The organism is Actibacterium sp. (assembly GCF_055134745.1).
The window spans coordinates 46,182-70,303 of record NZ_JBSRVX010000015.1; the positions used below are offsets into that span (position 1 = coordinate 46,182).

Sequence of the window (24,122 nt, forward strand, 5' to 3'; positions counted from 1 at the left end):
GAACGTCGTTCTGGGCGCCCATCCTCATCCTGCCGCGCGGGCATTGGCATTCATCCATTCGAAAAACGAACCGGGCCCGGTCAAACGCGGCTGGGTGAATGCTTTTTGCAGGTCTTTTCGGGTGCGATACATGACCCGTGTCGCCTTGGCGATTTTTTCGCCATTGTCATAGGTTCCGTAATACCACCAGCCTTTGGGAATATTGTCATCGGTCTTGCGGTCGATCTGTGCCCGATACCATGTCCACAGCTCGTAAATCTCGGTATTGTCCCCGGCATAGCGCTGGGTCATCACGTCGCCGATCGGGCCGAGTTTGGTGAAGTGAAAGAAACGCAGCAAATGGCCGTTGATCAGCAGTTCGCCTTCGGGCGTGATCGACATCTTGCGCCGGCTCAGGTTCCAACTGGCGACGTTATAGCCGGGATCGCGCAGAATTTTCACATTGTCGAAAAAGCATGGAACAAGGTTGCACCATTTCTGATCGACGAACAGCCCGATATCCAGCCGGTCATGGCACCAGTCGAACAGGCGCTGTTCCCACCAGGCCGCGAAGCGCTTTGCTTCATCGTCATTCTTCACCGCCACAAAGCCCAGATTGAACACGCCATAATGCAGTGAGGTGATTTCATTATCCATGATCGCGACTTTACGGTCATCCGGGTCAAGCTGATGCGGGGTCAGCACGATCGAATAGTCGTTCAGCAGTTCCACGACAGGCGTCATCGGTGCGAAGACGGCGATATCCGGGTCGAAATAGAAAACCTGTTCGGCGTCGGGCTCTTTCATGATCTCGACCAATGCGCGGCCTTTGACGGCTGTGCAGGCCTCGACGATATCCATGCCGAACAGCCATGGGTCAGTCACCTCGCCAAACAGATCTTCCGCCGTGATGAGGCGATCAAAGTCTTCGCTTGCCAGATCAAAGCGAAAACCTTCCGGCTCCTTGTCGGTCATCACCGCCCAGATCACCCAGTCAGGATGCTGGGCCCGCAGGGACTGCGCCCAGACGCGCGCGCGGTTCAGATAGCTGTAGGAAAAGCTGGTGAATGCGTGAATGGCCATCAGGCGTTCTCCCGTTCCAGCGAAGGCACTGTCATGCTGCCCAGTGAATAGGTGACGGTTGACCGGTCGCATTCAGAACGCCGCGACGCCGCAAGCATCATGATCCCATCGCCCTTCATCAGCTCTTCCAAATCATTCTCGCTTTCCAGCACTGCGCCGCGTTTCAGCTTGGATACGGTGGCCGCGACATTCCCAGACTGCCGGTTTGTTATCACAAAGGTTCCGCCTGAAACGGCCTCGTATGTCGTGAAGGAAAACGTCTCTGGCCATGATGCCCAGTGCAGAACGATGTCTATGTCATGTTCGGCCAACGCCTGAACCATTGCCAGAGGGGTTTCTTTGGTGACGTGAACATTGATCTTGCGGGCGGTCGTGTCCACATCGTGATTGCCGAAGTAATAGAATTGCAGCCGGCCGGAATTGCCATACCGACGGCATAGATTCTGAAAAACCTGCCATCCCTTATGGGCCATTGGCGTACCCATATAGGCGATGCGCACGACATCGCTTCGAATCCGGGTTTCCGCCTTGCGCTTTTTCCTGATGGTCAGATCAACATGTGGCCGCGTTGCGATGCTGGCACAGGGCAAGTCGGCACGCTCCAGCCAAAAATCTCGGGCCGGGGCGGATGGGGCCAGGACATTTACCGACAGGCGACTGAAAAAGGCCTTGATCCGTTCGCGATGTTCACGCCGTTCTTCGCCATACCGGCAAATCGAGCATGCCATCGAATTCGTTGCCGGTGCCCCGCAGAACGCGACATCGTTACGCTGCAAAACATAACTGGGGCATATTGAAAAGAAATCATGCAGCCAGAACCAGCATCGGTTTTCGCCCGCCGCCGAAATCATGTCGGCGATCATTTCGGGGCGGTGCCCCAACAGGCTGTGCACCACGAAATCGGTCTGAAGCCCCCAGGATTCGAATGCCCCCGCCAAAGTGATCAGATCGGAAAAGGGCATCGTTCCCAGCTCTGTCCCGTCCAGGATCGGGCAGACCAGATGTTCGTCGGCATCCGATGCCTTGGCCAGACGGGGCAGTGGCTGGGCCGGGCGGATGTTGAGATAGGTAAAGCCGCATTGCTGCGCGGCCTCGGCTTCGCGCTGGATGCACAACTGCACACCGCCGCTTATCTTGACAAAGTTGTCATGGCCAAAGCTGACGACCAGCTTTTTACTGGTCGCAATCGCGGCATGCACCGCCGCCTGAACCTGATCGAGCGTAACCGCTTCGGGGGGCGGGGCAGAGTGTTCGATCCAGCTTTGCACCTCTTTTTCCAGCGGCTGCAGTTTTTTTAGCGCCAGCGCCTTGTATCCGCCAGGCTGGGCCGTCAGGCGGCCTTCGAACTGGCCGGAAACCACATAATGCCAAAACGGATTGACGCCGGCCGCGACAATATCCGGATGGGCCTGCAGATAATAGCTTGTCGAAAAGTCAGGTGTGGGATCAAGCCCCTGTTTCCAGCCGATCCGCAGGTAATGGGTCACCGGATCAAGGCCGCTGGCGGCAGCGCTTGGATAGCTGGCCGCATAGAAGCCCGCATCAAAGTGATCGTGGATGGCTGCGGCAACTCTGCTCTCGGCCTCGTCAGGCGTGTCTTGCACGGGGTCGTCATGGGCTTCGCCAGCCTGGACCGTGTTCGCCGTGGCGGCGGAAATCGTCAGATAGTGCAGGAACGGGTTGATTCCGCGTTCCAGCAATGTCGGATTGGCCGCCAGATAGTCAGATGTTGAAAAATCCGGCCGCGGGTTTCGCCCCTCGCGCCAGCCATACATCATGTAATGCTTGACGGGATCAATGGTCGCTTCCGCGACATCCGGATTCGCCTTGAGGTAATAGTCCCTATCAAAATGTTCGCCGATAAGCTGGGCGTTGCGACGCGTTGTCTTACTTTGAAAATATCTTAAAATCATTGCCTGTGCGACAGCCCTTAATTACGCGCTTTGTTCTTCAAAAACGATCTTCCAAGCATAAGATCGCGCTATTTCTTGGCACAGGTGCGTGCCTCTTGTCGATAGCTGCACCCAAAATGCGATAGTCATATGACAACTTGCGAACCAAGCCCTAAATTGCGGCGGCGCGGGCCGTTTTTTGTATATTATGCAGGCTCTTGCAAAAGATTCATGTCGTTGTGGCTTCTTGACAGATCGCAGATTCTGGCGCGACTAACCGCCGGTGAAGTATCGTGATGCGCGAAATGATGCCTAATATTTAGTCAACCCTTTGTGCGTTTTCGCAATGTGATAATACTTTACTGGGGCCTCAACGCTAAGGTGCGTAAGTGATTGATCTTTGTAAGAGGTATTCGATGCCTGGCTGGCTTCGATCCGTGAATATGTATTTTCACATCCCCCCGCTTTCACGCGTCTTGTTGTGCGATGCCGATGGGTCTGCGCGGTCTTTGCGCGCGAAGCAGCTTGTGAAAATGCCGCAAAGCAGCATACTGATCCGTAGATATGACGGGCACATGTCGCGGCCTTCGGAGCAGGATTATTGAAGCTATCTTCGAACAGTTTGGCGATTATTGGTTATGCCGCCCGTTTGCCGGGTGCGGCCAACAGCGATGCGGCCTGGTCGGTGCTGCGTCGGGGAAGCTGCACCGTTGACACAATGCCACAGGGCCGATGGTCAGAGGTGCGGTTTCACGACACCAACCGCGACCGCGCCGGCACGACCTATGTCAACCGCGCGGGAACGCTGGAGGATCCGTTCGTTTTCGACGCGGGCTATTTCGGCATCAGCCCGCGCGAAGCCCTGCAAATGGACCCCCAACAGCGCATCCTGCTAGAGGTCGTCGCCCAGGCCTTCGATCACGCGGGTATCGACCCGGCGAAACTGGGAAAGGAACGCACCGGCGTCTATGTCGGCGCCTCTGCGGCCGACCATTCGACGACGGCGCTGCAGGACTCCACGCTGGTCGAAGCCCACTACATGTTGGGCAACACGCTGTCGATTCTGGCCAATCGCATTTCATATACCTGGGATCTGCACGGCCCCAGTTTCACGGTTGATACCGCCTGTTCGTCCTCGCTCGTGGCGCTGGATCTGGCGCGGCGGGCCATCGCGTCGGGCGAGATCGACACGGCTGTGGTCGCGGGGGTCAATCTCTTGTTGTCGCCCTTGCCGTTCATCGGTTTTTCGCGGGCCGGCATGTTGTCGCCAGATGGGTTGTGCAAGGCCTTTGCCAAGGATGGCAATGGTTATGTCCGATCCGAGGGCGCGGTGGTCTTCATCCTGCGGCGGAGCGATCTGGCGATTGCGCAGGGCGATCATATCCGTTCTGAACTGGTGGCAACCGGGGTCAATACCGATGGGCGCACAGCCGGCGTGGTGCTGCCCTCAAGTGAACGTCAGGCCGAACTGATCGAGAGCATCATCGCCGATTTCGATATCGCCCCCGACGATCTGGCCTATCTTGAGGCGCACGGAACCGGAACCGAAGTCGGCGACCCGCTGGAGGCCCTGGCGATCGGGCGCGCCTATGGCCAGAAGCGATCGACGCCCTTGATGATCGGCTCGGCCAAAACCAATTTCGGCCATCTGGAGCCCGCATCCGGGCTGGTGGGGTTGCTGAAGGCGCAGATGGTGCTGGAACACGGGGTTATTCCGGCCTCGTTGCATGCAAAGGCGCTGAACCCGAATATTGATTTCGAGGCGTTGAATATCCGGCTGGCGCGGGTTCAGTCGGTTATTCCGGCCCGCGACCGGCCATGGTATGCGGCGGTCAATTCCTTTGGCTTTGGCGGCGCCAATGCACATGCGGTCATCCGGCAGCCCGGCCATGTGCAGGTTGCGTGCCAGACATCCCCGGAACTGCCGCAGGCCCTGCGCATTACCGCCGCCAGCCCCACGGCGTTGTGCGCCCTGGCGCAGGAATGGCGCGACCTGGCGCAACATGAAAACGCGGCATTGTCCGCGCAGGTTCTGGCGGCCAATACCCGGTTGCCCGTACGCCGCCACAGGCTTTGCCTGGCGGCGGGTTCGGCGGAAACACTGCGTGAAAACCTGTCGCAATGGCTGACCGGCAACAAGGCTTGCGGCATCGCAGAGGGCACATCCGGCAGTGAAACCGCCGCGGTCGGCTTTGTTTTTTCAGGCAATGGCGCGCAATGGGAAGGGATGGGCCGGCACCTCTATGCGACCGACCCCGTCTTCCGCGACGGCCTTGACCGCATCAGTGCGCTGTTCGTGGCGCAGGGCGGCATCAATGTGTCGGATCATCTGATGCAGGACGGGCTGGAAGAATTGCTGTCGCAAGCCGTGATCGCCCAGCCCCTGCTGTTCGCAATTCAGGTGGCGCTGGTTGATGCGCTGGCCGCTTTCGGATTGAAGCCGCAGGCGACGCTGGGTCATTCGGTGGGCGAGGTCGCCGCCGCATATGCCGCCGGCAAGATCACCCTTGAAACGGGCGTCCTTATCATCCACCGCCGGTCGCGCACATTGTCCCGCCTGGCAGGCAGCGGCACCATGGCGGCGCTGGCAGCGGGTCGGCCGCGCATCGAGGCGCTGATCGCTGACCTGGGGGTGCAAGTCGATATAGCGGCCGACAATACCTCCGCGAATGTGACCGTATCAGGGGCCGATGCAGATATCCGCGCACTAGTCGCCGCCGCGCGCAAGGCGCGCATCGCCGGAAAGATGCTTTCCATAGGGCACCCCTATCATTCCAGAATGGTAGATCCGCTGCGAGACGAGATGTATGCCGACCTGTCGCAGATATCCGGCCATGCCTCGCCGATCAGCCTGTATTCGGGCTGTCTGGCAACTCGTGTCGAGGGCGAGCAACTGGATGCCGATTACTGGTGGCGCAATGCGCGCGATACGGTGCAGTTCCGGGCTGCGGTCCAGGCCATGGCACGTGACGGCATCAGTATGTTCGTCGAGATATCGCCGCGTTCGATCCTGCAGGCCAATATCCGCGACAATATCGAGGATGTGGGCCTGTCGGCCACGGTTATCGGCAGCCTGGAAACTGGTCCGCATGAAACACGCGATGCGCGCACCGTTGCGCTTGCGGCCCTGGCCGGGGGCGCGCAGATGCAACAGGATATTCTGATGGGGGCGCCGCGTCCGTTCCGCGAAAGATTGCCGGCCTATCCGTTCGACAAAACCAGATACGAACTGAAACCTGATGGCGGGATCGACCTGTTTGGCCGAACGGCGCAGCACGTCTTGCTGGGTGGCCGTCTGTCGCTGGATACGCCGGTATGGACGGCGACATTGTCGCTGGCCCGTTTGCCCTGGTTGGCCGATCACCGCGCGGGCGGACGGATCATCTTTCCCGCCACCGCAATGCTTGAAATGCTGATCGCCGCCGCAACTCAATTGTCCGGCGATACAAGGGTGGAATTGCAGGATATGGAAATCCTGCGCCCGATCTTTCTGGATGACAGCACTGCCGTTTCGGTTCGCGTGCGATATGAGCCGGCAACCCGTCGCCTTAGTCTGGAAACGAATGAACGTGGGCATTGGGCATTGGCGGCATATGCGCTGTCCTCCACGCCCACGGATGATACACCCGCCGCAATCGGTCTTTGTGCCGCGGAATCGGGCAGCGTCGTGTATCAGGCAATGGCCAATGTCACGCTTGACTATGGCCCGCACTTCGCGCTGGTCGCCGCCGCGTCGCGACACGGGCAGCGGGTTGACGCGATATTGGCGGATTGTGACGCGGATGACGGGTTCCACTTGAACCCCATGCGCGCCGATGCAGGGTTGCATGCGTTGATCCTGATACTTGATGAACACGGTTCGGGTTCGGGGTTCACCTATGTCCCCGCCCGTATGGGCCGCGTGCGACTATTCGGTGCCGGTCCCATCCACGGTGCGCGCGTGGCACTCGTGCGGGCCAGCCTCGATGGTATCTGCGCCGATGTGGCCTATGTCGACGCGACCGGCGCGGTGGTCGCTACTATTGATGAACTGCGCCTGCGACCGGCGGCTTTCACATCCGATGGCCCGGCGGCCCTGTGGGACGAACAGCCCGTTCCTGTCGCCACCGCCGCCCTGTGTGACCTGCGTCATGCCCTTGCCGCCCAGTCCGCCGAAGACGGGGCCGAACCAGACGATCTGACCGTCTTGCGCGAGGCGCTGGCGGGTCGTCTGGCCTGGGATCGCGTGACCGCCTCAGCCCTGCAGGACGATGCTGGCAATGAAACCGCGCTGGGCATTCTGGCCGCGCTGGGGGTCGAGAAACCCGGCAATGGTGACTGTCCCTGGCCTGATATGGATACGCTGCTGTCGTTACTGGTTCAGGTGGCGCCGGGTGCGCAGGATGATCTGTTCGACATTCTGGATGCGCTGGAGATCCCCGTCGATGCGCCGCCTGTGCAACCACCCGCCCGCAATGTGTTGTCCCAGGCGGCGCTGGCGGTTTTGCGCAAAACCGATCTGGCCGGTTTGCGGGTTCTGACGCTGGGACAGGTCGATACCGCCATCGTGGAACGACTGGCCCGCGATGCCGGCCATGTAATGGTCGCCGGGGCAGATCAGGATCGGGTTCAGGCACTGTCGGTAACCTTGCCTGATGATCTGGGGGTGCGGATCGGCACCATCGAACAGGCACAAAGTGACGGCGGTTTCGATCTGGTCATCGGAATTGACATGACCACGCGCCTTGCCCCGGCCCATCAGGCCGCTGCGGGTGAATTGCTGCGCAAGGGCGGGGCGCTGCTGTCGGTCGAACCAGTCCCGGATTATCTGGCGCTGCTGGCCCGGCGGCAGGATCGCCTGGACGCGCTGGAGCGTTTCCAGACCCTGCTAGCGGCACAGGGCTGCATTCCGCAGGAATCGGCATGGGTCGGCGCGGGTGGCGTCAGGTTTATATCCGCCACAAGAACCACTGTTCCGGCGCCCGCCGCGGCACGGTTCGATGTATCGGGGCAAGGTGCGCTGGCCGATGGTTTGCGCGCGCTTTCCGCTGAACAAGGCCAGCCTTTGCAGGTGCGGGTCTTCACCGCAACAGGCGGGCTGGATGAGATCGCAATGCGCCAGTCCGAGGCGTTCCGCGATGACGCTGCCCGCAGCGCCCCTTGCTGGATCATACAGGAAGGCCTTGATGGAGGCGCAAGCCTGAAAGGCTGGCGCCGGGCGGTTGTCAACGAAACCGGCCGCGATATTCGCACCCTGTGCGTTGCCCCGGGCACATCCCCCAGAACGGTGGCCGACCTGATCGCGACCAGCGCGGAACAGGAACTGATGCTGAACGGCGAAGACGCGCAGTCGACGCGGGTCAAGCCGGTTCGCCTTGCGGCCTGGGCTGCGGGAGCGGGTCGCATGGTTCTGACACAGGACCGGCGCGGTTCGTTCGAGCGGCTTGAGTGGCGCAGCGCCGCGCGGCAAGATCCCCTGTCCGATCAGGTCGAGATCGAGGTTGCGGCCACAGGTCTCAATTTCCGCGATGTGATGTGGGCGCAGGGTCTTTTGCCACCCGAGGCACTGGAAAACGGTTTTGCGGGCGCAACGCTGGGCATGGAATGTTCCGGAACCGTGACCCGCGCCGGGCCGCAGGCGCGCTTTGCGCCGGGCGACCGCGTGCTTGCCTTCGCCCCGGCCGCCTTTGCCAGCCATGTGACGGTGTCTTCGGCCAGCGTGATGGCGCTGCCCGGCGATATCGACCTGATCCAGGCCGCATCCATACCGGTGACCTTCTTCACCGCTGATTATTCTCTGGTCGAACTGGCCCAGCTTGCACCGGGCGAGACTGTGCTGATCCACGGCGGCGCCGGCGGCGTTGGTCTGGCTGCGATCCAGATCGCAAAGGCTATTGGCGCAAGGATCATTGCCACGTCGGGCTCGCCGCAAAAGCGACGCCTGTTGCGGGCAATCGGCGCCGATCACGTTCTGAACAACCGGACACTGGCCTTTGCCGATCAGGTGATGCAGTTGACCGGCGGGCGCGGCGTCGATGTCGTGCTGAATTCGCTTGCCGGCGAGGCGATGGAAAAGACGCTGGCTTGTCTTGCGCCGTTCGGGCGGTTCATCGAGTTGGGCAAGAAAGATTTCTATATGAATTCGGCGCTGTCGATGCGCCCGTTGCGCAACAATATTGCCTATTTCGGTGTGGATGTGGACCAGTTGCTGCACCACCGCCCCGCTGCGGCAGATCGGGTCATGCGCCGGGTAGTGACGGGCTTTGCCAACCGCCACTTTGAAGTGCCGCCGGTTCGGATATTTCCGGGTGCGATGGTCGGTGATGCGTTCCGGCTGTTGCAGCGTTCGGGTCATATCGGCAAGGTTCTGGTCACACCGCCCGCTGTGCGGGCCATGTCACAAGTCCAACCGCGCCCGATACGGGGTGCCTGGCTGGTCACAGGAGGCACAAGCGGATTCAGCCTGGAAACGGCCAAATGGCTGGCCGGGCAGGGGGCAGATACCCTGTGGCTGATCAGCCGGTCCGGGGTTATGGCACCCGAAGATCAGGCCGCCCTTGTGGCATCGGGCATCCGGGTCGAGGTGCGCGCCGTCGATGTCACCGATCGCGCTGCAATGGGCGAACTGATGGATCAGATCGCGGCGGCCGGTCAGGGGCTTTCAGGTATCGTTCACGCCGCCATGGTTCTGGAGGATGACAATTTCGCTAACCTGTCGCAGGCTCGGCTGCGCCGGGTGATCGCACCCAAGCTGGAAGGTGCGATCATTCTGGATGATCTGTCCACCGGCTTCGATCTGGATCATTTCTGGATGTTCGGATCGGTCGCAGCCCGCTTTGGGTCGATGGGGCAATCGTCATATGTGGCGGCGAATATGGGGCTTGAGGAAATCGCCTGTAACCGGCGCGCCCGGGGCCTGCCGGGATTGACCATCGCCTGGGGCCCCATTGCCGATGTCGGCCTGTTGACCCGGCATGACGAGACCCGCCAGACGCTGGAGCGCCAGTTCGGCACATTGCTGACCGCAAAGGCCGCGCTGGATAGTTTGGGGCAGGTTCTGGCCTGCGATCCCGATCGTGCAACCATTACCATCGCTCCGATGAACTGGGGTCGCCAGCGGTCGAATTTTGCGGTGATTGCAGGCCCGCTGTTCGAATGCGTTGACGATCACGGGCAAACGGCCCGGCCCGGCACGGCGGTCGATATCCGCAAACTCGTGGCCGAACGCGGCGAAACGAAAGCCCGCGAATTCGTGCGCGATTTGCTGGTGGCGGAAACGGCGGCAATCCTGCGCATCGCCCCATCGGAAATCGACCCCGAACGCCCCTTGCTTGAACTGGGATTTGACAGCCTGATGGCCGTGAACCTGAAACTGTCAGCCGAGGAATATCTGGGTGTCGATCTGCCGATGTCATCCATCGCAGACGGGCTGAGCCTGTCAAAACTGGCTTTCAGCTGTGTCACCGATATTGTGTCAGGCACACAGCAGGATATCGGTACGACAATGGAAGACAGGCATCTGACCAGTCCCGATATATCGGCCGACTTCCGCCAAGAGGTGCGGCGCAAGGTATCGGCGGCGTGAAAGAGTCATCCAGAAAACTGATGGGGTCGTTGCGCGCCCAACGGGCCGCCAGCGCCGCGCCTGCCGAAGCGGCCACATTGACACGGTCGGTGCGTGCGTTTGATTTCAACACCCTGCCAGCGATGGCCGAAGTAAGGTTTGCAAAAGCCGCCGGTGAAACCATCGGCCTGCGCTCGCCATTCTTTCGCCCTGTGGATGCGGCGCGTTGCACGCAGGTTCGCATCAACGGCAATTGGGTCGAAAATTTTGCCTCATACGATTATCTGGGTTTGAACCAGTCGGGGGCAGTGGCGGCGGCTGTCGCCGATGGCGTGGCCAACTGGGGCGTTTCGGCCACAGCATCGCGGCTTGTCGGTGGCGACAGGCGGTTTCATACAGAGCTCGAGCATGAAATCGCGCGCTTTCTGGGAACTCAGGCCGCCATTGTTCTTGTATCGGGCTATGCGACCAATGTCGCCGCGATTAAAACCGTCATGGGGCCGGGTGATCTGGTGCTGGTCGACGCGCTGGCCCATAATTCGATCTATGAAGGCATCCTGTCATCGGGGGCGGAAAGATTGTCGTTCCCGCATAATGACTGGGCCTGGGTCGATCAAAAACTGGCCACGACGCGCCATCAGTATCGCAACGTTCTGATTGCCATCGAAGGCCTGTACTCGATGGATGGCGATACGCCGGATTTGCAGAAATTCGTCGATCTGAAGGCCCGCCATGACGCCTGGTTGATGGTCGACGAAGCACATTCTCTGGGCGTTCTGGGCGCGACGGGGCATGGCATTTGCGAACAGTCCGGTATCGATCCGGCACAGATCGAAATTCTGATGGGCACGCTGTCCAAGACCCTGTGTTCGTGTGGCGGATACATTGCCGGATCATCGGCGCTGATAGAATTGCTGCGCTATAAGGCACCGGGTTTTGTCTATTCGGTCGGGCTGTCGGCGCCCAATGCCTTTGCCGCCCGCGCAGCCCTTGGCATTTTGAACGACAGCGTGGCCTATACTGACCGGCTGCGATCCTTGGCGCGGCACTTCAGGGGGCAGTCGCAGGCCGCCGGGCTGGACTGCGGCCTGTCCGAAGGGCATGCCGTTGCGCCGGTGATCATCGGCGATTCAGTGCGCGCCACATGGATATCCGATCGTCTGCTGGATCAGGGCTTCAACGTTTTACCGATCATTGCGCCCGCCGTTCCCGACAAAAGCGCGCGCCTGCGGTTCTTTTTGACAGCCGGGCACACAGTCGAAAACCTTGACCGTGTGATCGCCGCGACAGCCGCATTGGCAGATCAGGCGCGCGGATTGTCGATCATGGAATTGGGCTCGGCAGTGCGGTCCGACCCGGTTTCGTCGTGATCCGGCGCGATCTCGGCGCGATAGCCACGGTCGATCCAGTCTGACAACCAGACCGGCAGGCGATTTGACAGAAAGATCAGCACTGCCAGGCGCGCCGGAAAGGTGATGAATTTGGCACGACGGGCCAGTCCGCGTTGAATGATTGCACCAGCCCGTTCCGCTGAAATCACAAAAGGTGTGGCCCCCTTGTGCCGGTCCGTCATCGGCGTGTCGATAAAGCCCGGTGTTATGATGCTGATGCCGATCCCGGTATCCAGCAGCGCCCGGCGCAGGCCGATACCATAGGCGCGCAGACCTGCCTTGGTTGCCGTATAACTTAACAGATCGGCATGGGGAGACAGCGCGGCCATCGAACTGAACAGTGCGATTTGTCCGTGATTGCGCCGCAACATGCCGGGCAGGGCCGCCTGAACGGTATTGATCGCGCCGGTCAGGTTCACATCGACGATGCGTGCCAGGTGATGCGCAGGCTCGATCCCGTTCACGTTGCCGGTCTTTGTGCCTGCGGCTACGATAAGCAGGTCAACCGGATGTGTGGCGTCAAAGGCGGAAATGGCGGCGGTCAGCGCAGCGGTATCTGTCAGGGCGGGGCTGGCGGTTCGCACATTTGCCCCCGCTTGTTCGGCAATCTCGGCGATCCTGGCCAGCCGATTCGGATCGCGTCCGATCAGCAGCAGTGATGTGCCCGTCCGTGCATAAGCCTTGACCAGAGCATGGCCCAACCCTCCGGTTGCGCCAGTCACGACGATCGCGCGGGGGTTGTGCGTTGCAAAAATGCCCATACGTCGCTCAGTCCGTTCCGCAACTGCGTGCTGTGTCAGCAAAAATATGCCGATTTTGCGTGATTTCGGCAGCCTTCCCCGTTTCGCGGCACTGCAGCATTGCCTAGAATACCATAGTAAGACACGGTTACATAAAAATACACAAGGAACAGGCGGATATGACGGTTTCCACAAGAATCGAAAGGGTTTTGCGGCTGATGGCCGACCCTGTCGATGTGGGATCCGAACGGACCGTGCTGTTTCTGCAAGGACATCCTTCCCGGTTCTGGCCACGGCTGGCGGATGCGATGCAAAATCATGGGCACCGGGTGCTGAAGGTTCATTTCTGTCTGGCCGATCGGCTGTTCTGGGGGCAGCGTCCCGGGCTGAACTATCGTGGTCGGTTTGCAAAATGGGCCGATTGGCTGGATCGGCTTCTGGCGCGCGAGAAGGTGACAGATATCGTTTATTACGCTGATCGCCTTCCCTATCACGTGGTCGCGCTGGAGCGTGCCCGCCGTGCCGGGATCAGGGTTTGGGCGATCGAATTCGGATATCTGCGCCCCGACTGGATCACCATGGAACCCGAAGGAATGGGGCGTGCATCGACCTTTCCGAAATCGCCCGATGCCATCCGGGCGCTGGCCTATGGCCGCCCCGCGCCCGACATGGAAGTGAAATATCCGCATTTCTTCACACCCGAGGCTGTTTGCGAGGTCACCTTTCATATGGTGCAAACGCTGGGTCGTCCGCTGTATCCGCTGTATAATTCCGACAAGATCTATTGGCCGATCCACGATTACCTAAGCTGGATTCCGGAACTTGTGCTGGATCGCCGCCGCGAGCGACGCGCCCGAGAACTGCAAGACAGGCTTTGGGCCCAGGGCACGCCCTATAATCTGGTGGCCATGCAGATACAGGCCGATTACCAGATCCGCGCCTCGTCGCCCTATGGCGGCTTGCAGGATTTCCTGCACGAAGTAATGACATCCTTCGCGGCACATGCCCCCAAGGATCGCCATCTGGTGATAAAGTTGCATCCTTTGGATAACGGGATCGAGCGTTGGTTTTCCAGGGTGGGCCGGCTTGCGCGTGAATTCGGACTGGCTGACCGGGTGCACGTGATCAAGGGCGGCGATCTGGCCGGGTTGCTGCACCATTCGCGCGGTGTGGTTCTGGTGAACTCGACAGTCGGCCTGCACGCCCTGCGCCAGGGCGTTCCGACCTGCGTCATGGGCGATGCGATTTTCGATGTCGAAGGCTTGACCCATCAGGCTGGTCTTGATCTGTTCTGGAATGCACCTGCCAAGGTGGACAGCGATTTTCTGGATACCTTCATCCGCGCCCTTTCGGTCATTCAGGTCAAGGGCTCGTTCTTTCACCCCGCCGGTCAGACTGCCGCGATTGCCGAAATTTGTCGGCGTATCGGGCGTCGTCCGGAAACAACCCAAGTCGAGTGGCGCGACGCGTCCTGACCCGGTTTACAAGCTTTCCAGAATTGCGCTGCGATGGCGAACCAGCAGCGCCGCCCCGATAACGAACAACCCGATCCCGATACCAAGCGCATAAGGAAGCGAGATATAAGCACCTTCATATGTCGGATAGAAGGCCTTGCGCATGATGCCGATGACATGCACCAGCGGGTTCCACCACAGGATCGTCTGAATATCCTTCGGCATGGAATCAAAGGTAAAGAAGATGCCCGATATCAGGAACAGCGGGCGGCTGATAATGCTCCAGATACTGCGCCAGACCGGAAAGAAGGGAAACAGAACGGCGTTCATTGTGCCGATTCCCAGCCCCACGATCGACGCTGTGGCCAGTGACAGGATCAGATAGGGCAGTTGGATACGCACAGGTTCATCGGTCAGGAACAGGATGCCGGTAAAGACCATCGTGCTTACCACGATAAGGGTCAGCAAGCTGAGGAAAAAGCGCGCAAAAACGGTATCAAGCGCGGTGACAACGGGAAACTGCATCAATGTCCGGTTGGCCGAGACGGCATTGCCAGATTGTTGCGCGATCTCGTTGAAAAAATGAAAGGGCACGAATCCGGTTGCATAGAACAAGGGAAAGCTTTGCCCGATGGGCGGCGTGCGCAAGAATTGCGAAAATGCGATCGACAAGACCGCGATCATGCCGACCGGTTCCAGCACCGCCCACAGATAGCCGCCCCAGGACCGGCCATAGCGTGTGGTCATCTCGCGGATCATCAAGGCGCTGATCACACGCAGGGACTGAAAATGTTTGATGCCTATAGTATTGGTCACGAAATGCCTGCCATTGTATCAGGGTCTATGAAAAGGATACGAAAAGCGCGATGCTGTTCAAACGCCACCGTGTCATGGCACGGCCCCTTTAAAATGAAGATTTCATACCCATGAATGAAACGCCAGTTCAAAATTTTGATGCAGCCGCACGGGTCGCAAAGCCGAAAAAGGCCATCCGCAAGACCGGCCGGCCACGCCCGTTCCGCTATCGTGTGGCGGCATTCTTGTTTCTGCTGGTGGTGATCCTGCCGACGCTGGCCAGCACGCTGTATCTTTATCTGCGCGCGGTAGATCAGTATCATTCCCGGACAGCGTTTTCGATCCGCTCCGAGGTATTTTCGAACCCGCTGGACGCGATCAGCGCCTTTACCCAGGTCGGATCGTCTTCGACCCCCGACAGCGCGATCCTCTATGATTTCATCCGTTCGCAGCCGCTCGTCGAACGGATCGACGCCAGGCTGAACCTGCGCGCGATGTTCAACCGTCATCCTTCCGATTTTGTGTTTTCACTGGGGCAGGATGTGCCGATCGAAAGCATGCTGGATTATTGGGATCGCATGGTTCAGGTGTCTATCGACAGCACGTCGGGCGTGATTGATGTCGAAGTGCGGGCCTTCGCCGCGCAGGACGCCCAGGACATCGCGCAGGAAATTCTTCAGGCCAGCTCTGAACTGATCAACGAACTCAGCCGTATCGCGCGCGAAGATGCCATGCGCTATGCGCTGGAAGATCTGAAGATGGCCGAAGACCGGTTGAAAGACGTTCGCGTCCGTATCAGCGCCTTTCGCACCGAGAACCAGATCATCAACCCCGAAGCGGATGTGACCAGCCAGATGGATGTGGTTTCGGCGCTGCAATCCAATCTTGCCGCCGCGCTGGTCGAGCGCGAGACGATCAAAAGCTATTCTGGCGAAAACGATCCGCGCATCGCGAATATCGATCGCCGCATAAAGGCGATAGAGGCGCAGATCGCGGATGAACGCAACGCCGTCAGTGGCACCAAGGACGGCGGGCGGGCGCTGTCATCGGTGATCGGCGAATATGAAGAACTGCTGGTCACGCTGGAGTTTTCGCAAAATGCCTATACCGCCGCGCTGGCGGCCGAAGAACAGGCACGGGCCGAGGCGCGCCGGAAATCCCGCTATGCGGCGGTGCATATTGCCCCCACGATTGCCCAGGACAGCATCTATCCCCAGCGCGAGATTCTGGCGGCGCTGGTCTTGGTCTGTGCCCTGGCGGCCTGGGGGGTTCTCATGCTGATCTATTACAATGCGCGTGACCGGGGTTAAGGCGTGATCGATTTCCATAACGTTACCAAGTCCTTTCCCTCCAGCAGGGGGACAGTCAACGTGCTGACCGGCCTGACATTGTCGCTGCCGCGCGATCGCAATATCGCGATCATCGGGCGCAACGGGGCAGGAAAATCCACCCTCATGAGCATGATCGCGGGCACGTCGCGGCCGGTCAAAGGCACAATCGTGCGCCATGGAAGGGTCAGCTGGCCATTGGGTTTCAGCGGCGGCTTCCATCCCGCGCTGACGGGCCGGCAGAATGCGCGTTTCGTTGCACGCATTTACGGGGTGAATACAGATGATGTCGTCGATTATGTCGCTGATTTCGCCCAGTTGGGGCGGCATTTCGACCTGCCTGTGCGCACCTATTCCCAGGGCATGAAGGCCCGGCTTGCCTTTGGCGTCAGCATGGCTGCCAGTTTCGATTGCTATCTGGTGGACGAGATCATTGGCGTCGGCGATGCCACCTTCAAGGCCAAGTGCAAGACGGTCTTTGAATCCAAGCTGCACAATTCCCGCGTCATCATGGTGTCGCATTCCGAAGGCGTCCTGCGGTCTTTCTGCCAAAGCGCGCTGTTGTTGGACAGCGGCCATGCCACCTATTTTGAAAACCTGGAAGACGGGCTGGCAGCCTATAACCAGTTGATCGCGGCCTAGGTAGCCGACCCGGTGCCGGCGGTCCGCCCATATCCCAAAGACCGGTTGGCCGGTCTGACACGCGCGCTGTCTTCCGCGTCGTCCTCGACCGGCGATATCTATCTTGGCTGGAGCTGCGCCGACCTTATCGAAGACGGATCATGGCAGCGTCTTGCGCCGACAGTCTTTCTGGCCGGGCGCGATCTGATCGTGATGCGCCATGACGCCGGGCTTGGAGATGTGCCGCGATTTGACCGGCTGATCTTTTTGACCGACGATGACTGGCGCGCGGGCATGGCGGACCGGGGCGTGCCGGTCAACTATCGGCTCAAGCTGGCACTGGTCGAGGCCCGCGCGGCGCGGCGGCTGGAACCGCGCGCGGATATAATCGTTGTCAGCGCCCCGTCCCTGCGCGACCTTTACAGCCGCTTGTATCCCGACAAGACAGTAACCCGGATCAACCCGTCCTGGCCTGCCGCTGCGCCTTTTCCACATAGGGGGCAGGCTGACGTCAAGCGCATCGCCTATCTCGGCGCGCGCAGCCACGGCGCCGATTTTGCCTTTCTGCGGCCTGTCTTGCAGACCCTGCTGGCCGATCGGCCCGATATTGTTCTGACGGTTTCCGGCGAACAGCCACTGCCCCCGGCCTGGCGTTCCCATGACCGGATCGAGATATTACCGCCAATGTCATGGCAGGCCTATCGCGGCTGGATGAAGGGGCGGTGGTTTGATCTGGGGCTTTACCCGATGATGCCGGGCGGGCTAAACGGCGCGCGGTCGCTGAACAAGTTGCTGGAATATGATCAGTTCGGTGCCGCAGTCATCGGATCGGATCGTTGGGGCGTCGCGGCGGATGCAGCCGGGCGCGGGGCCTGCCTGTTGCTGGCCGACTATCCCGCCCTGTGGCGCCGGATGATTGTCACCCTTCTGGACAATCCGGCGCAGCGTGCGGCGATGGCCGGGGCCGCGCGCGATTACATATTCCGCCACTACACATCCGCACATCAAAGGCTTGCCTGGCACGCGCTGCTGTCCGGTTAAGCCCCGACAAGGGAAGCCGAAAACAGGGCCTTCAGCGCCGGCATGTCGGTCTCCAGCGCGATGACGCGCCCATTGGGATGGGCCGTCAACGCCTCGCCCTGCGCGCCCAGATCAAAGCCATAGACGGGGATGCCGGTCGCAAGGCATTCATGCACGGCATAGGAAAAGGTTTCTGGCCAGATCGAGGCGTTGAACCAGCATGTGATACCGTATCTCTCGGCAAGCGAGGCAATCTCTTTGCGCATGTATTTGCCATGGATCGTGATCCGCGGATCGGAATAGGCCGGATCAATCTTGCCAATCACGACGATCTGGAACCTGTCATCCGTAAGGGTGGCCAGTTGTTTTATCACGCCGGCTCCCTTGGGGTAACCGATCCCGCCCAACAACCCGACCACAACCTTGTCGCCGGGTTTTCGGGTCACCTGGCGCGGCAGATGATGTGGCTTGTGCGGCTTGACAGAAACCCGGCCAGCGATGTCGGGCCAAACCGCCACCACGTGTTGGCGGCTGTCATGCGAAAATACGACAACCTCGTCGGCGCGGCTGACGGCATGCAACCAGCCCTTGCGCCATTCGCTGATCGTGCCCGGCAGATGCGGGCTGCTGCCACGCAGCGCGCCATAGCATTTCTGACAGGCATCTGGCGCGGGCAGCCCGCAGAACCTTTGATCATGCCCGATCAGGTTATAAGAAGGGCAGATCGGGAAAAAGTCGTGAAACAGGACCACCAGGCGGTCATCGGGGCGCAGGGCCCGCAGGCAGGCCTGCAACAGCTTTTGCGGATTCTTGCTGTCGGCCAGACATGAATAGATCAGGGACATCTTTTCGGGCACCGCCAGAAAACCTGGCAGATCTTTCATGAAAACAGCGCCCTTGGTCACGCCCGCTGGCGTATGCACCTCAAGCACGCAGCGGCGCATGTCATCGTCATCGCGGATGACAACGCTGCCTGCGCCGGCTTTCAGGCGTTCGTGGATCTTGTCGAGCAGCCAGAATTCGGCCCCGCCACCAAGCCTGTGCCCCAGATAGACCGGCACATGGCCGCCATTGTCGATCGCGGCGATGGCCAGTGCCAGACGGGCCCCGACCATCGGGTCGATGCGGCGGAATTCGCTGACCAGCCTGTGATAGCCACGATATCTTCCGCTGATGATACCGTTGTTCTTTTGAACCCGCTTTTGCTTGTCGGCCCCGAACGAGGCCCCGCCGCGATGTTCGACAAACAGCGTGCCCAGCCCGACATGGCGCGCGCCAAGCGCGGCGGTCTTGCGGCACCAGTCCACCTCTTCGCCATAACCCATCCCGAAGGCCGGGTCGAAACGCGGCACCTGGTCCAGCCAGCGCCGGCTCATTGCCATGCAAAACCCCACGCCGGTCGGCGCGTTGCATTGCGCGGCCTGCCAGTCAAGCCGCTGCGCGATGCGGTCGATCTGGTCTGCCTTGCCGGGCCGCAGATCGGTTCGCGTGCATTCGACCGGGGCGCAGAAGATTTCGGCGTCGTTCGACATCGGGGTGACGCTTGCCACCTGCTTGTCGGCCACAAGGGGCGCCATCAGCCGTTCAAGCCAGCCTTCGGGCACGAAGGCATCGGAATTCAGAATCACGACATGCCCGCGCGAATGGTCCAGACCATGGTTGATTGCACCGACAAAGCCGGCATTCCTGTCATGGGTCAGCAACAGCGTGTCGGGATACGCCTTGCACCAGTCGCGCAGAAAGGCCCCCACCGCGGGATCAGGCGAAGCATCATCGACAATGATCAGCCGATATGGTGCGCTGGTATTCTGTTGCAGCCGGTTCAGGCATATCTGCAGATCGGACAGCGCGTCATAGACTGGCACGATGATATCGACGGGATCGTGAATCGGTGGACAGGGGCGATGCCCGAAGATCGGCTGGCGGGTCAAGGGCAGGCGTTCCTCGCTTCCCGATGGCAGCAGCCGCCGCTCCAGCCGGTCGCCGGCATGGGTGTCGCCTTTCAGAAAATACCGGCTCAGGTCGCGCAGCGATCCGGTGGCGACCGGTATCAGCGAAAACGAGGCCCGCAGGAAATTCTGCACCCGATACCATGGCGAATGCAGGCGCAGTTGCGCCGGCATCCCGATGTCGGGCAGATCATAGGCCAGATAGCGCGCGCCGCGCATCGAGACATGAAAGCCGATCATCTCGCGGTTGGCAGGCACGTCGGCGCGATGCAGGTCGGGCAAAACCGAACGGGTTTCGAAGTCTGTCATCAAGCGGATTTCCGGGGCGTCCACCCAGCCATCTATGATCATATGCCCGTTGAACACCTGCACCCGGTCCAGATAGCCGACAATCTTTCGGCTTTCGGGATGGCGCAGCGCCCGGCGCCGCGCAACACTGCGCGCGCGTGTCCAGTGAAAATCTGAAAGAACCCGGCGCGCGGCGTCTAGGCGGGACATGGTTCGATCACTTCAATCTTCCGTCAATTCCAGCGGTGCACCTGCGCAATGCTATAGCTGGAACCACGGGCAATGCCAGCTTCTATAGCCGGATATTGCCGGGATCAGGCCAAAAGTGCCACAACCGTCACGTGTTGTCTAAGGGCCGGGCGGCAAACCGCCAGCGTGCAGTTATTGCAGGCGGCGTTATGCCGAAATCAGGCCTGCCTCGACGCCGCAATCGCGGCGCGCTCATCCAGCGGGCGCAGCAGATAGCGAATATCGTCGCCCACGGTTCGCACCAGATACGGGTTCCGCAAGCCGGGCAGGATCGCGACATCATAGATTTCATCGACTCCGGGGCCGATCGTGACACGATGCGCAATCGCACCGCTGGTCAGATCAATCACATAGACCGCGCAATCGGCCATCTGGCCTTGCGACGTCAGGCGATCCTGCAAGGGCAGATCATCAAAGCCGCTGGCGGCACGCGGACGCGACAGGCCGACCACCGCCCATTTCCCGACAAAACCGATACCGCGCAGGAAACCGGGAAGATAGCACAGGGCCTGAAACTGGCCGGTCGCCGGATCGAGCAGGCCAAACTCACCTGTGCCGCTTTGGTGAAGCCAGATCTTGCCATCATGCCAGCGCGGTGAATGGGGCATTGACAGCCCCGAGGCGATGATTTCGTTCGACGCAATGTCGATCACGATGCCGCCGCCGCGCCGGTGATCGCGCCAGCCGCCGCTGGCATTGCTGATCCCGATCGCGGTCGCGACAAAAGGTTCGCCGTCACGCAGGGCGAACCCATTCAGATGGCATCGGTCTTCCGCGATGATCCGGTCGATAAAGGGCGGTGCCCATGCGGCGGCAAAGCTGTGGCCAGGCGTCAGCCGGGCCAGACAGTTGAACCGCGTGGCGATGAACAGCGGCGTGCTATCCGGCATTTCGGCGATGTCGTGAATGTCGATCTCGCCCGTCGTATGTGCGGTAAGCGGCACAAAAACTGCATCATGATCCTTGTAGCGCGTTCCCTGCGGCAGAATATTTTCAAATCGCCACAGTTGATAGGCCGCGGCTGCCCAAAGCCCGGTTGCCCCTATGCCCAGCCCCATGCAGCGTTCCAGCCCGCAATTGCTGACGCTCAGCCCGCCCATGGGCGACAGGCCCAGCGTGAACAATTCCCCCGACCGATAGGAGGTGAAAGCCAGGCTGCCGCCGGTTTGTTCAAGCCAGGTCGAAAACCCCGGCGTCGCGGTAATGTCGATGATCCGGGGGGCGCCTTCGGCTGACATTTCCGATACTCCGGTTGTGCGCGGGGCGCCCTGCGGCGCGCTGCACGGATTCGTGATGGAACCACGCCTGCCATTCGGCGGGCACTAGAAACGATTTATCTTTAGCTATCATATTGTTGACGAAAATAAGGCCCCAATTTGCGAATTCGGGGCAATATTGGCTTCCATGTTTTGCTGGCGGTTCATTCGCAGTAGATATCCGATCAAACCCGTACGACCCGAGTCAGGGTCTTGCTGCCGAAACGCGGGATACAAGTAACCTTAGCCGGAGCAGAATTCATGCCCATCGCAACCATTTATGCCGATAAATTTCGTAACCCGGTGGGGCTTGGGCTGACGACGCCACTGTTTGACGGTGATGGTTACTATGTTGCCCAAGGATTCGACACCGCCGTTCCGTCCCAGGGCGGCAGCTATAACCTCGGCGTGAACTGGGCTGGCGAAACCGGCAGTGACAGCGATGCGGGGGATGCTGTTTACGGCGCTGCCAACGGAACGGTGGTGGATGTGGTGTCCGATCAGGGGGGATCGACCACCGGATTCGGAAATTACGTTGTGTTGCGTCACGATCTGGCCGCGCCCATCACCGTGAATGGCCAGACGGTTTCCACCGTCTACAGCCTCTATGCACATCTTGGCACGGTATCGACGCTGACGATCGGCGATCAGGTCAATATAGGCGACCAGATCGGCACCATCGGCACCAGTGGCGCCACTGACGGGTCTGCCTTCCTGCATTTCGAGATCACCTTGGGCGCCACGCTGCCCACCAGCGATGACGGCTATACCCCGGCCGGCGCGCCGGCGGCCTGGGTCGATCCGGTTGCCTTCATCGACAGCTTCGCGCTGGAAGTCGAGCGGGTATCCGTTTCCAGCGCGGGTGCCGAGGGCGATCTTGGCACATCCTACTATGTCGGCGATGCGGATGCCGTGTCGTCTGACGGGCGCTATGTGGTGTTTTCGTCGGGGTCGACCAATCTTGTGGCCGGTGACACAAACGGGCTTTCCGATATTTTCATCCGCGACCGCCAAACCGGCGTGACCGACCGCGTCTCGATCGCAACCGGCGGGGCCGAGGCGAATGATCTGTCAATGCGCCCCTCGGTATCCGATGACGGGCGGTATATCTCTTTTGTGTCAGATGCCAGCAACCTGGTCGCCGGTGACACGAATGGCGTGTCTGACATCTTCGTTCACGATCGCCAGACCGGCATAACCGAACGGGTTTCCATCAGCGGCGCGGCGGGCCAGGGATCGGGGGCCTCGATCGAGGCCAAGATTTCGTCAGATGGCCGCTATGTGTCCTTTGCATCTTATGCGCCTGACCTTGTGGCGGGCGACACCAACGCCACGCTTGATATCTTTGTCCATGACCGCGTGAATGGCACGACCCAGCGGGTTTCCGTGGCAACGGGCGGGGCCGAGGCAAATGGCGGCTCGTTCGATGGTTCGATGTCGGCCGACGGGCGGTTCATATCCTTCACCTCGGGCGCGACAAACCTGGTGGCGGGCGACACGAATGGCCGCAACGATGTCTTCGTTCACGACCTTCAGACCGGCGTCACCGAACGGGTGTCGGTATCCTCGACCGGTGCGCAGGCAACTGACGGGGCAGGTGAAACCACCATATCGGCAACGGGCCGCTATGTGACATTCAGCAGCTACTCGGCCAATCTGGTCGCGGGTGATAGCAATTCAAAGAACGATGTCTTTGTCCATGACCGTGTGACAGGCCTGACCGAACGGGTTTCAGTGGCCAGCGACGGAACACAAGGCAACGATAACGTCTATTACGATGCGTCGATCTCATCTGACGGACGCTATGTTTCGTTTACCTCTTATGCCACGAACCTGGTGGCGGATGATACCAATGCCTGGCCGGACGTGTTCGTACATGACCGGATCACCGGCCTAACCCAGCGCGTTTCCGTCGCTCCCGGCGGCGAAGGCGGTATCAACGGCGGACTGGATTCCACGATTTCGGCAGATGGCCAGTATATCGTGTTCGATTCCCTTTCGGCCAATCTGGTGGCCGGGGATACCAATACATCGGCGGATACATTCATCGCCAAGAACCCGCTATATTCTTCGACATCCGCGCTGGCCACCTTGGACCAATACAAGGGCACCACGGGCGTCAGTGACCCTGATCTATACGGTGATTTTTCCAATACTGTCGTCAAGAACGCCTTTATCGGCCTGGGCGGAACCGTCAACACCACCCGCATTTCCGAGACGTCCGACCGGTATGTGCTGCAGAACGTTGACAATACCGGCCGCACAACGGTGATTTCGGGCAGCGGTTTTACATTCGATGTCAACGGCCCGACCGCTGGCACGATCACGGATATCCAGTTTTATGACGGCAGCACCCTGCTGGCCACCTATTCCTGGCTAAGCCTGGATGCCGCCACGGCCGAAGCAATCATGGACGGCTTTACAGCAGCCAATATCGCACAGCAGTTCAACACGCTGTTTGCGGGCTATGGGCTGGTCTATGACGCATCGGGCGCGAAAGGGGCGGTGACCTATTCCGGCGCGGGCATGACCGG

The 24,122-nt window shown here is 60.2% G+C and carries 13 protein-coding genes; 7 read left to right on the forward strand and 6 right to left on the reverse strand.

The genetic code is table 11. The annotated features are described in order from the left end of the window. Window positions 1-24: 24 nt before the first annotated feature. Window positions 25-1,062, reverse strand: coding sequence for a hypothetical protein (locus ACTCHC_RS03350; protein ID WP_463021037.1), 1,038 nt, complete (start codon window positions 1,060-1,062; stop codon window positions 25-27). Continuing rightward, a complete protein-coding gene (locus tag ACTCHC_RS03355; RefSeq protein WP_463021038.1) occupies window positions 1,062-2,975 on the reverse strand; it encodes a glycosyltransferase family protein in 1,914 nt (637 codons plus the stop codon). Before ACTCHC_RS03355 ends, ACTCHC_RS03350 begins: the two co-directional genes overlap by 1 nt. Window positions 2,976-3,555: 580 nt before the next feature. On the opposite strand from ACTCHC_RS03355, the gene ACTCHC_RS03360 reads away from it, so the two are divergent. Together ACTCHC_RS03360 and ACTCHC_RS03365 are read left to right on the forward strand one after the other, a co-directional pair. Next, complete coding sequence (locus ACTCHC_RS03360; RefSeq protein ID WP_463021039.1) at window positions 3,556-10,518, forward strand: type I polyketide synthase; 6,963 nt, start codon at window positions 3,556-3,558, stop codon at window positions 10,516-10,518. Further along, window positions 10,515-11,867, forward strand: a complete 1,353-nt coding sequence (locus tag ACTCHC_RS03365; RefSeq protein ID WP_463021040.1) for an aminotransferase class I/II-fold pyridoxal phosphate-dependent enzyme — start codon at window positions 10,515-10,517, stop codon at window positions 11,865-11,867. The genes ACTCHC_RS03360 and ACTCHC_RS03365 overlap by 4 nt, the downstream gene beginning before the upstream one ends. Here the strand turns inward: ACTCHC_RS03365 and ACTCHC_RS03370 are convergent. Next, window positions 11,801-12,649, reverse strand: a complete 849-nt coding sequence (locus ACTCHC_RS03370) for an SDR family NAD(P)-dependent oxidoreductase (protein WP_463021041.1) — start codon at window positions 12,647-12,649, stop codon at window positions 11,801-11,803. The two genes, ACTCHC_RS03365 and ACTCHC_RS03370, sit on opposite strands and share 67 nt — an antisense overlap. A 158-nt stretch (window positions 12,650-12,807) precedes the next feature. Between ACTCHC_RS03370 and ACTCHC_RS03375 the strand changes: the two genes are divergently transcribed. Beyond that, on the forward strand, window positions 12,808-14,103 hold the full coding sequence (locus tag ACTCHC_RS03375; RefSeq protein ID WP_463021042.1) for a capsule biosynthesis protein: 1,296 nt from the start codon (window positions 12,808-12,810) through the stop codon (window positions 14,101-14,103). Window positions 14,104-14,109: 6 nt separating this feature from the next. Here the strand turns inward: ACTCHC_RS03375 and ACTCHC_RS03380 are convergent, their stop codons facing one another. Then, on the reverse strand, window positions 14,110-14,898 hold the full coding sequence (locus ACTCHC_RS03380) for an ABC transporter permease (protein ID WP_463021043.1): 789 nt from the start codon (window positions 14,896-14,898) through the stop codon (window positions 14,110-14,112). A 110-nt stretch (window positions 14,899-15,008) separates the two neighbouring features. Between ACTCHC_RS03380 and ACTCHC_RS03385 the strand changes: the two genes are divergently transcribed. From ACTCHC_RS03385 to ACTCHC_RS03395, 3 genes are read left to right on the forward strand one after another with little or no spacing between them, the layout of a single operon-like run. After that, complete coding sequence (locus ACTCHC_RS03385; protein ID WP_463021044.1) at window positions 15,009-16,187, forward strand: hypothetical protein; 1,179 nt, start codon at window positions 15,009-15,011, stop codon at window positions 16,185-16,187. A gap of 3 nt (window positions 16,188-16,190) precedes the next feature. Continuing rightward, window positions 16,191-16,847, forward strand: coding sequence for an ABC transporter ATP-binding protein (locus ACTCHC_RS03390; RefSeq protein ID WP_463021045.1), 657 nt, complete (start codon window positions 16,191-16,193; stop codon window positions 16,845-16,847). 12 nt (window positions 16,848-16,859) lie between these two features. Continuing rightward, on the forward strand, window positions 16,860-17,867 hold the full coding sequence (locus ACTCHC_RS03395) for a glycosyltransferase family protein (protein ID WP_463021046.1): 1,008 nt from the start codon (window positions 16,860-16,862) through the stop codon (window positions 17,865-17,867). Here ACTCHC_RS03395 and ACTCHC_RS03400 read toward each other — a convergent pair. After that, window positions 17,864-20,293: a glycosyltransferase family 2 protein gene (locus tag ACTCHC_RS03400; RefSeq protein ID WP_463021047.1), complete on the reverse strand. Its 2,430-nt coding sequence runs from the start codon at window positions 20,291-20,293 to the stop codon at window positions 17,864-17,866. The genes ACTCHC_RS03395 and ACTCHC_RS03400 overlap by 4 nt on opposite strands. Window positions 20,294-20,490: 197 nt before the next feature. After that, the gene (locus tag ACTCHC_RS03405; protein ID WP_463021048.1) at window positions 20,491-21,570 is read right to left on the reverse strand and encodes a TIGR03032 family protein; all 1,080 of its coding nucleotides are present in this window, start codon (window positions 21,568-21,570) and stop codon (window positions 20,491-20,493) included. A 279-nt stretch (window positions 21,571-21,849) separates the two neighbouring features. Between ACTCHC_RS03405 and ACTCHC_RS03410 the strand changes: the two genes are divergently transcribed. Next, window positions 21,850-24,122, forward strand: a 2,273-nt coding sequence (locus ACTCHC_RS03410; protein WP_463021049.1) for a TolB family protein, incomplete at its 3' end; no start/stop codon positions are given.

Excerpts from the sequence above, each read along its gene's own strand:
- ACTCHC_RS03385 (WP_463021044.1), top strand. The coding sequence starts at position 15,009 with ATGAATGAAACGCCAGTTCAAAATTTTGATGCAGCCGCACGGGTCGCA.
- ACTCHC_RS03350 (WP_463021037.1), bottom strand. The coding sequence starts at position 1,062 with ATGGCCATTCACGCATTCACCAGCTTTTCCTACAGCTATCTGAACCGC.
- ACTCHC_RS03375 (WP_463021042.1), top strand. The coding sequence starts at position 12,808 with ATGACGGTTTCCACAAGAATCGAAAGGGTTTTGCGGCTGATGGCCGAC.
- ACTCHC_RS03355 (WP_463021038.1), bottom strand. The coding sequence starts at position 2,975 with ATGATTTTAAGATATTTTCAAAGTAAGACAACGCGTCGCAACGCCCAG.
- ACTCHC_RS03370 (WP_463021041.1), bottom strand. The coding sequence starts at position 12,649 with ATGGGCATTTTTGCAACGCACAACCCCCGCGCGATCGTCGTGACTGGC.
- ACTCHC_RS03405 (WP_463021048.1), bottom strand. The coding sequence starts at position 21,570 with ATGTCAGCCGAAGGCGCCCCCCGGATCATCGACATTACCGCGACGCCG.
- ACTCHC_RS03400 (WP_463021047.1), bottom strand. The coding sequence starts at position 20,293 with ATGTCCCGCCTAGACGCCGCGCGCCGGGTTCTTTCAGATTTTCACTGG.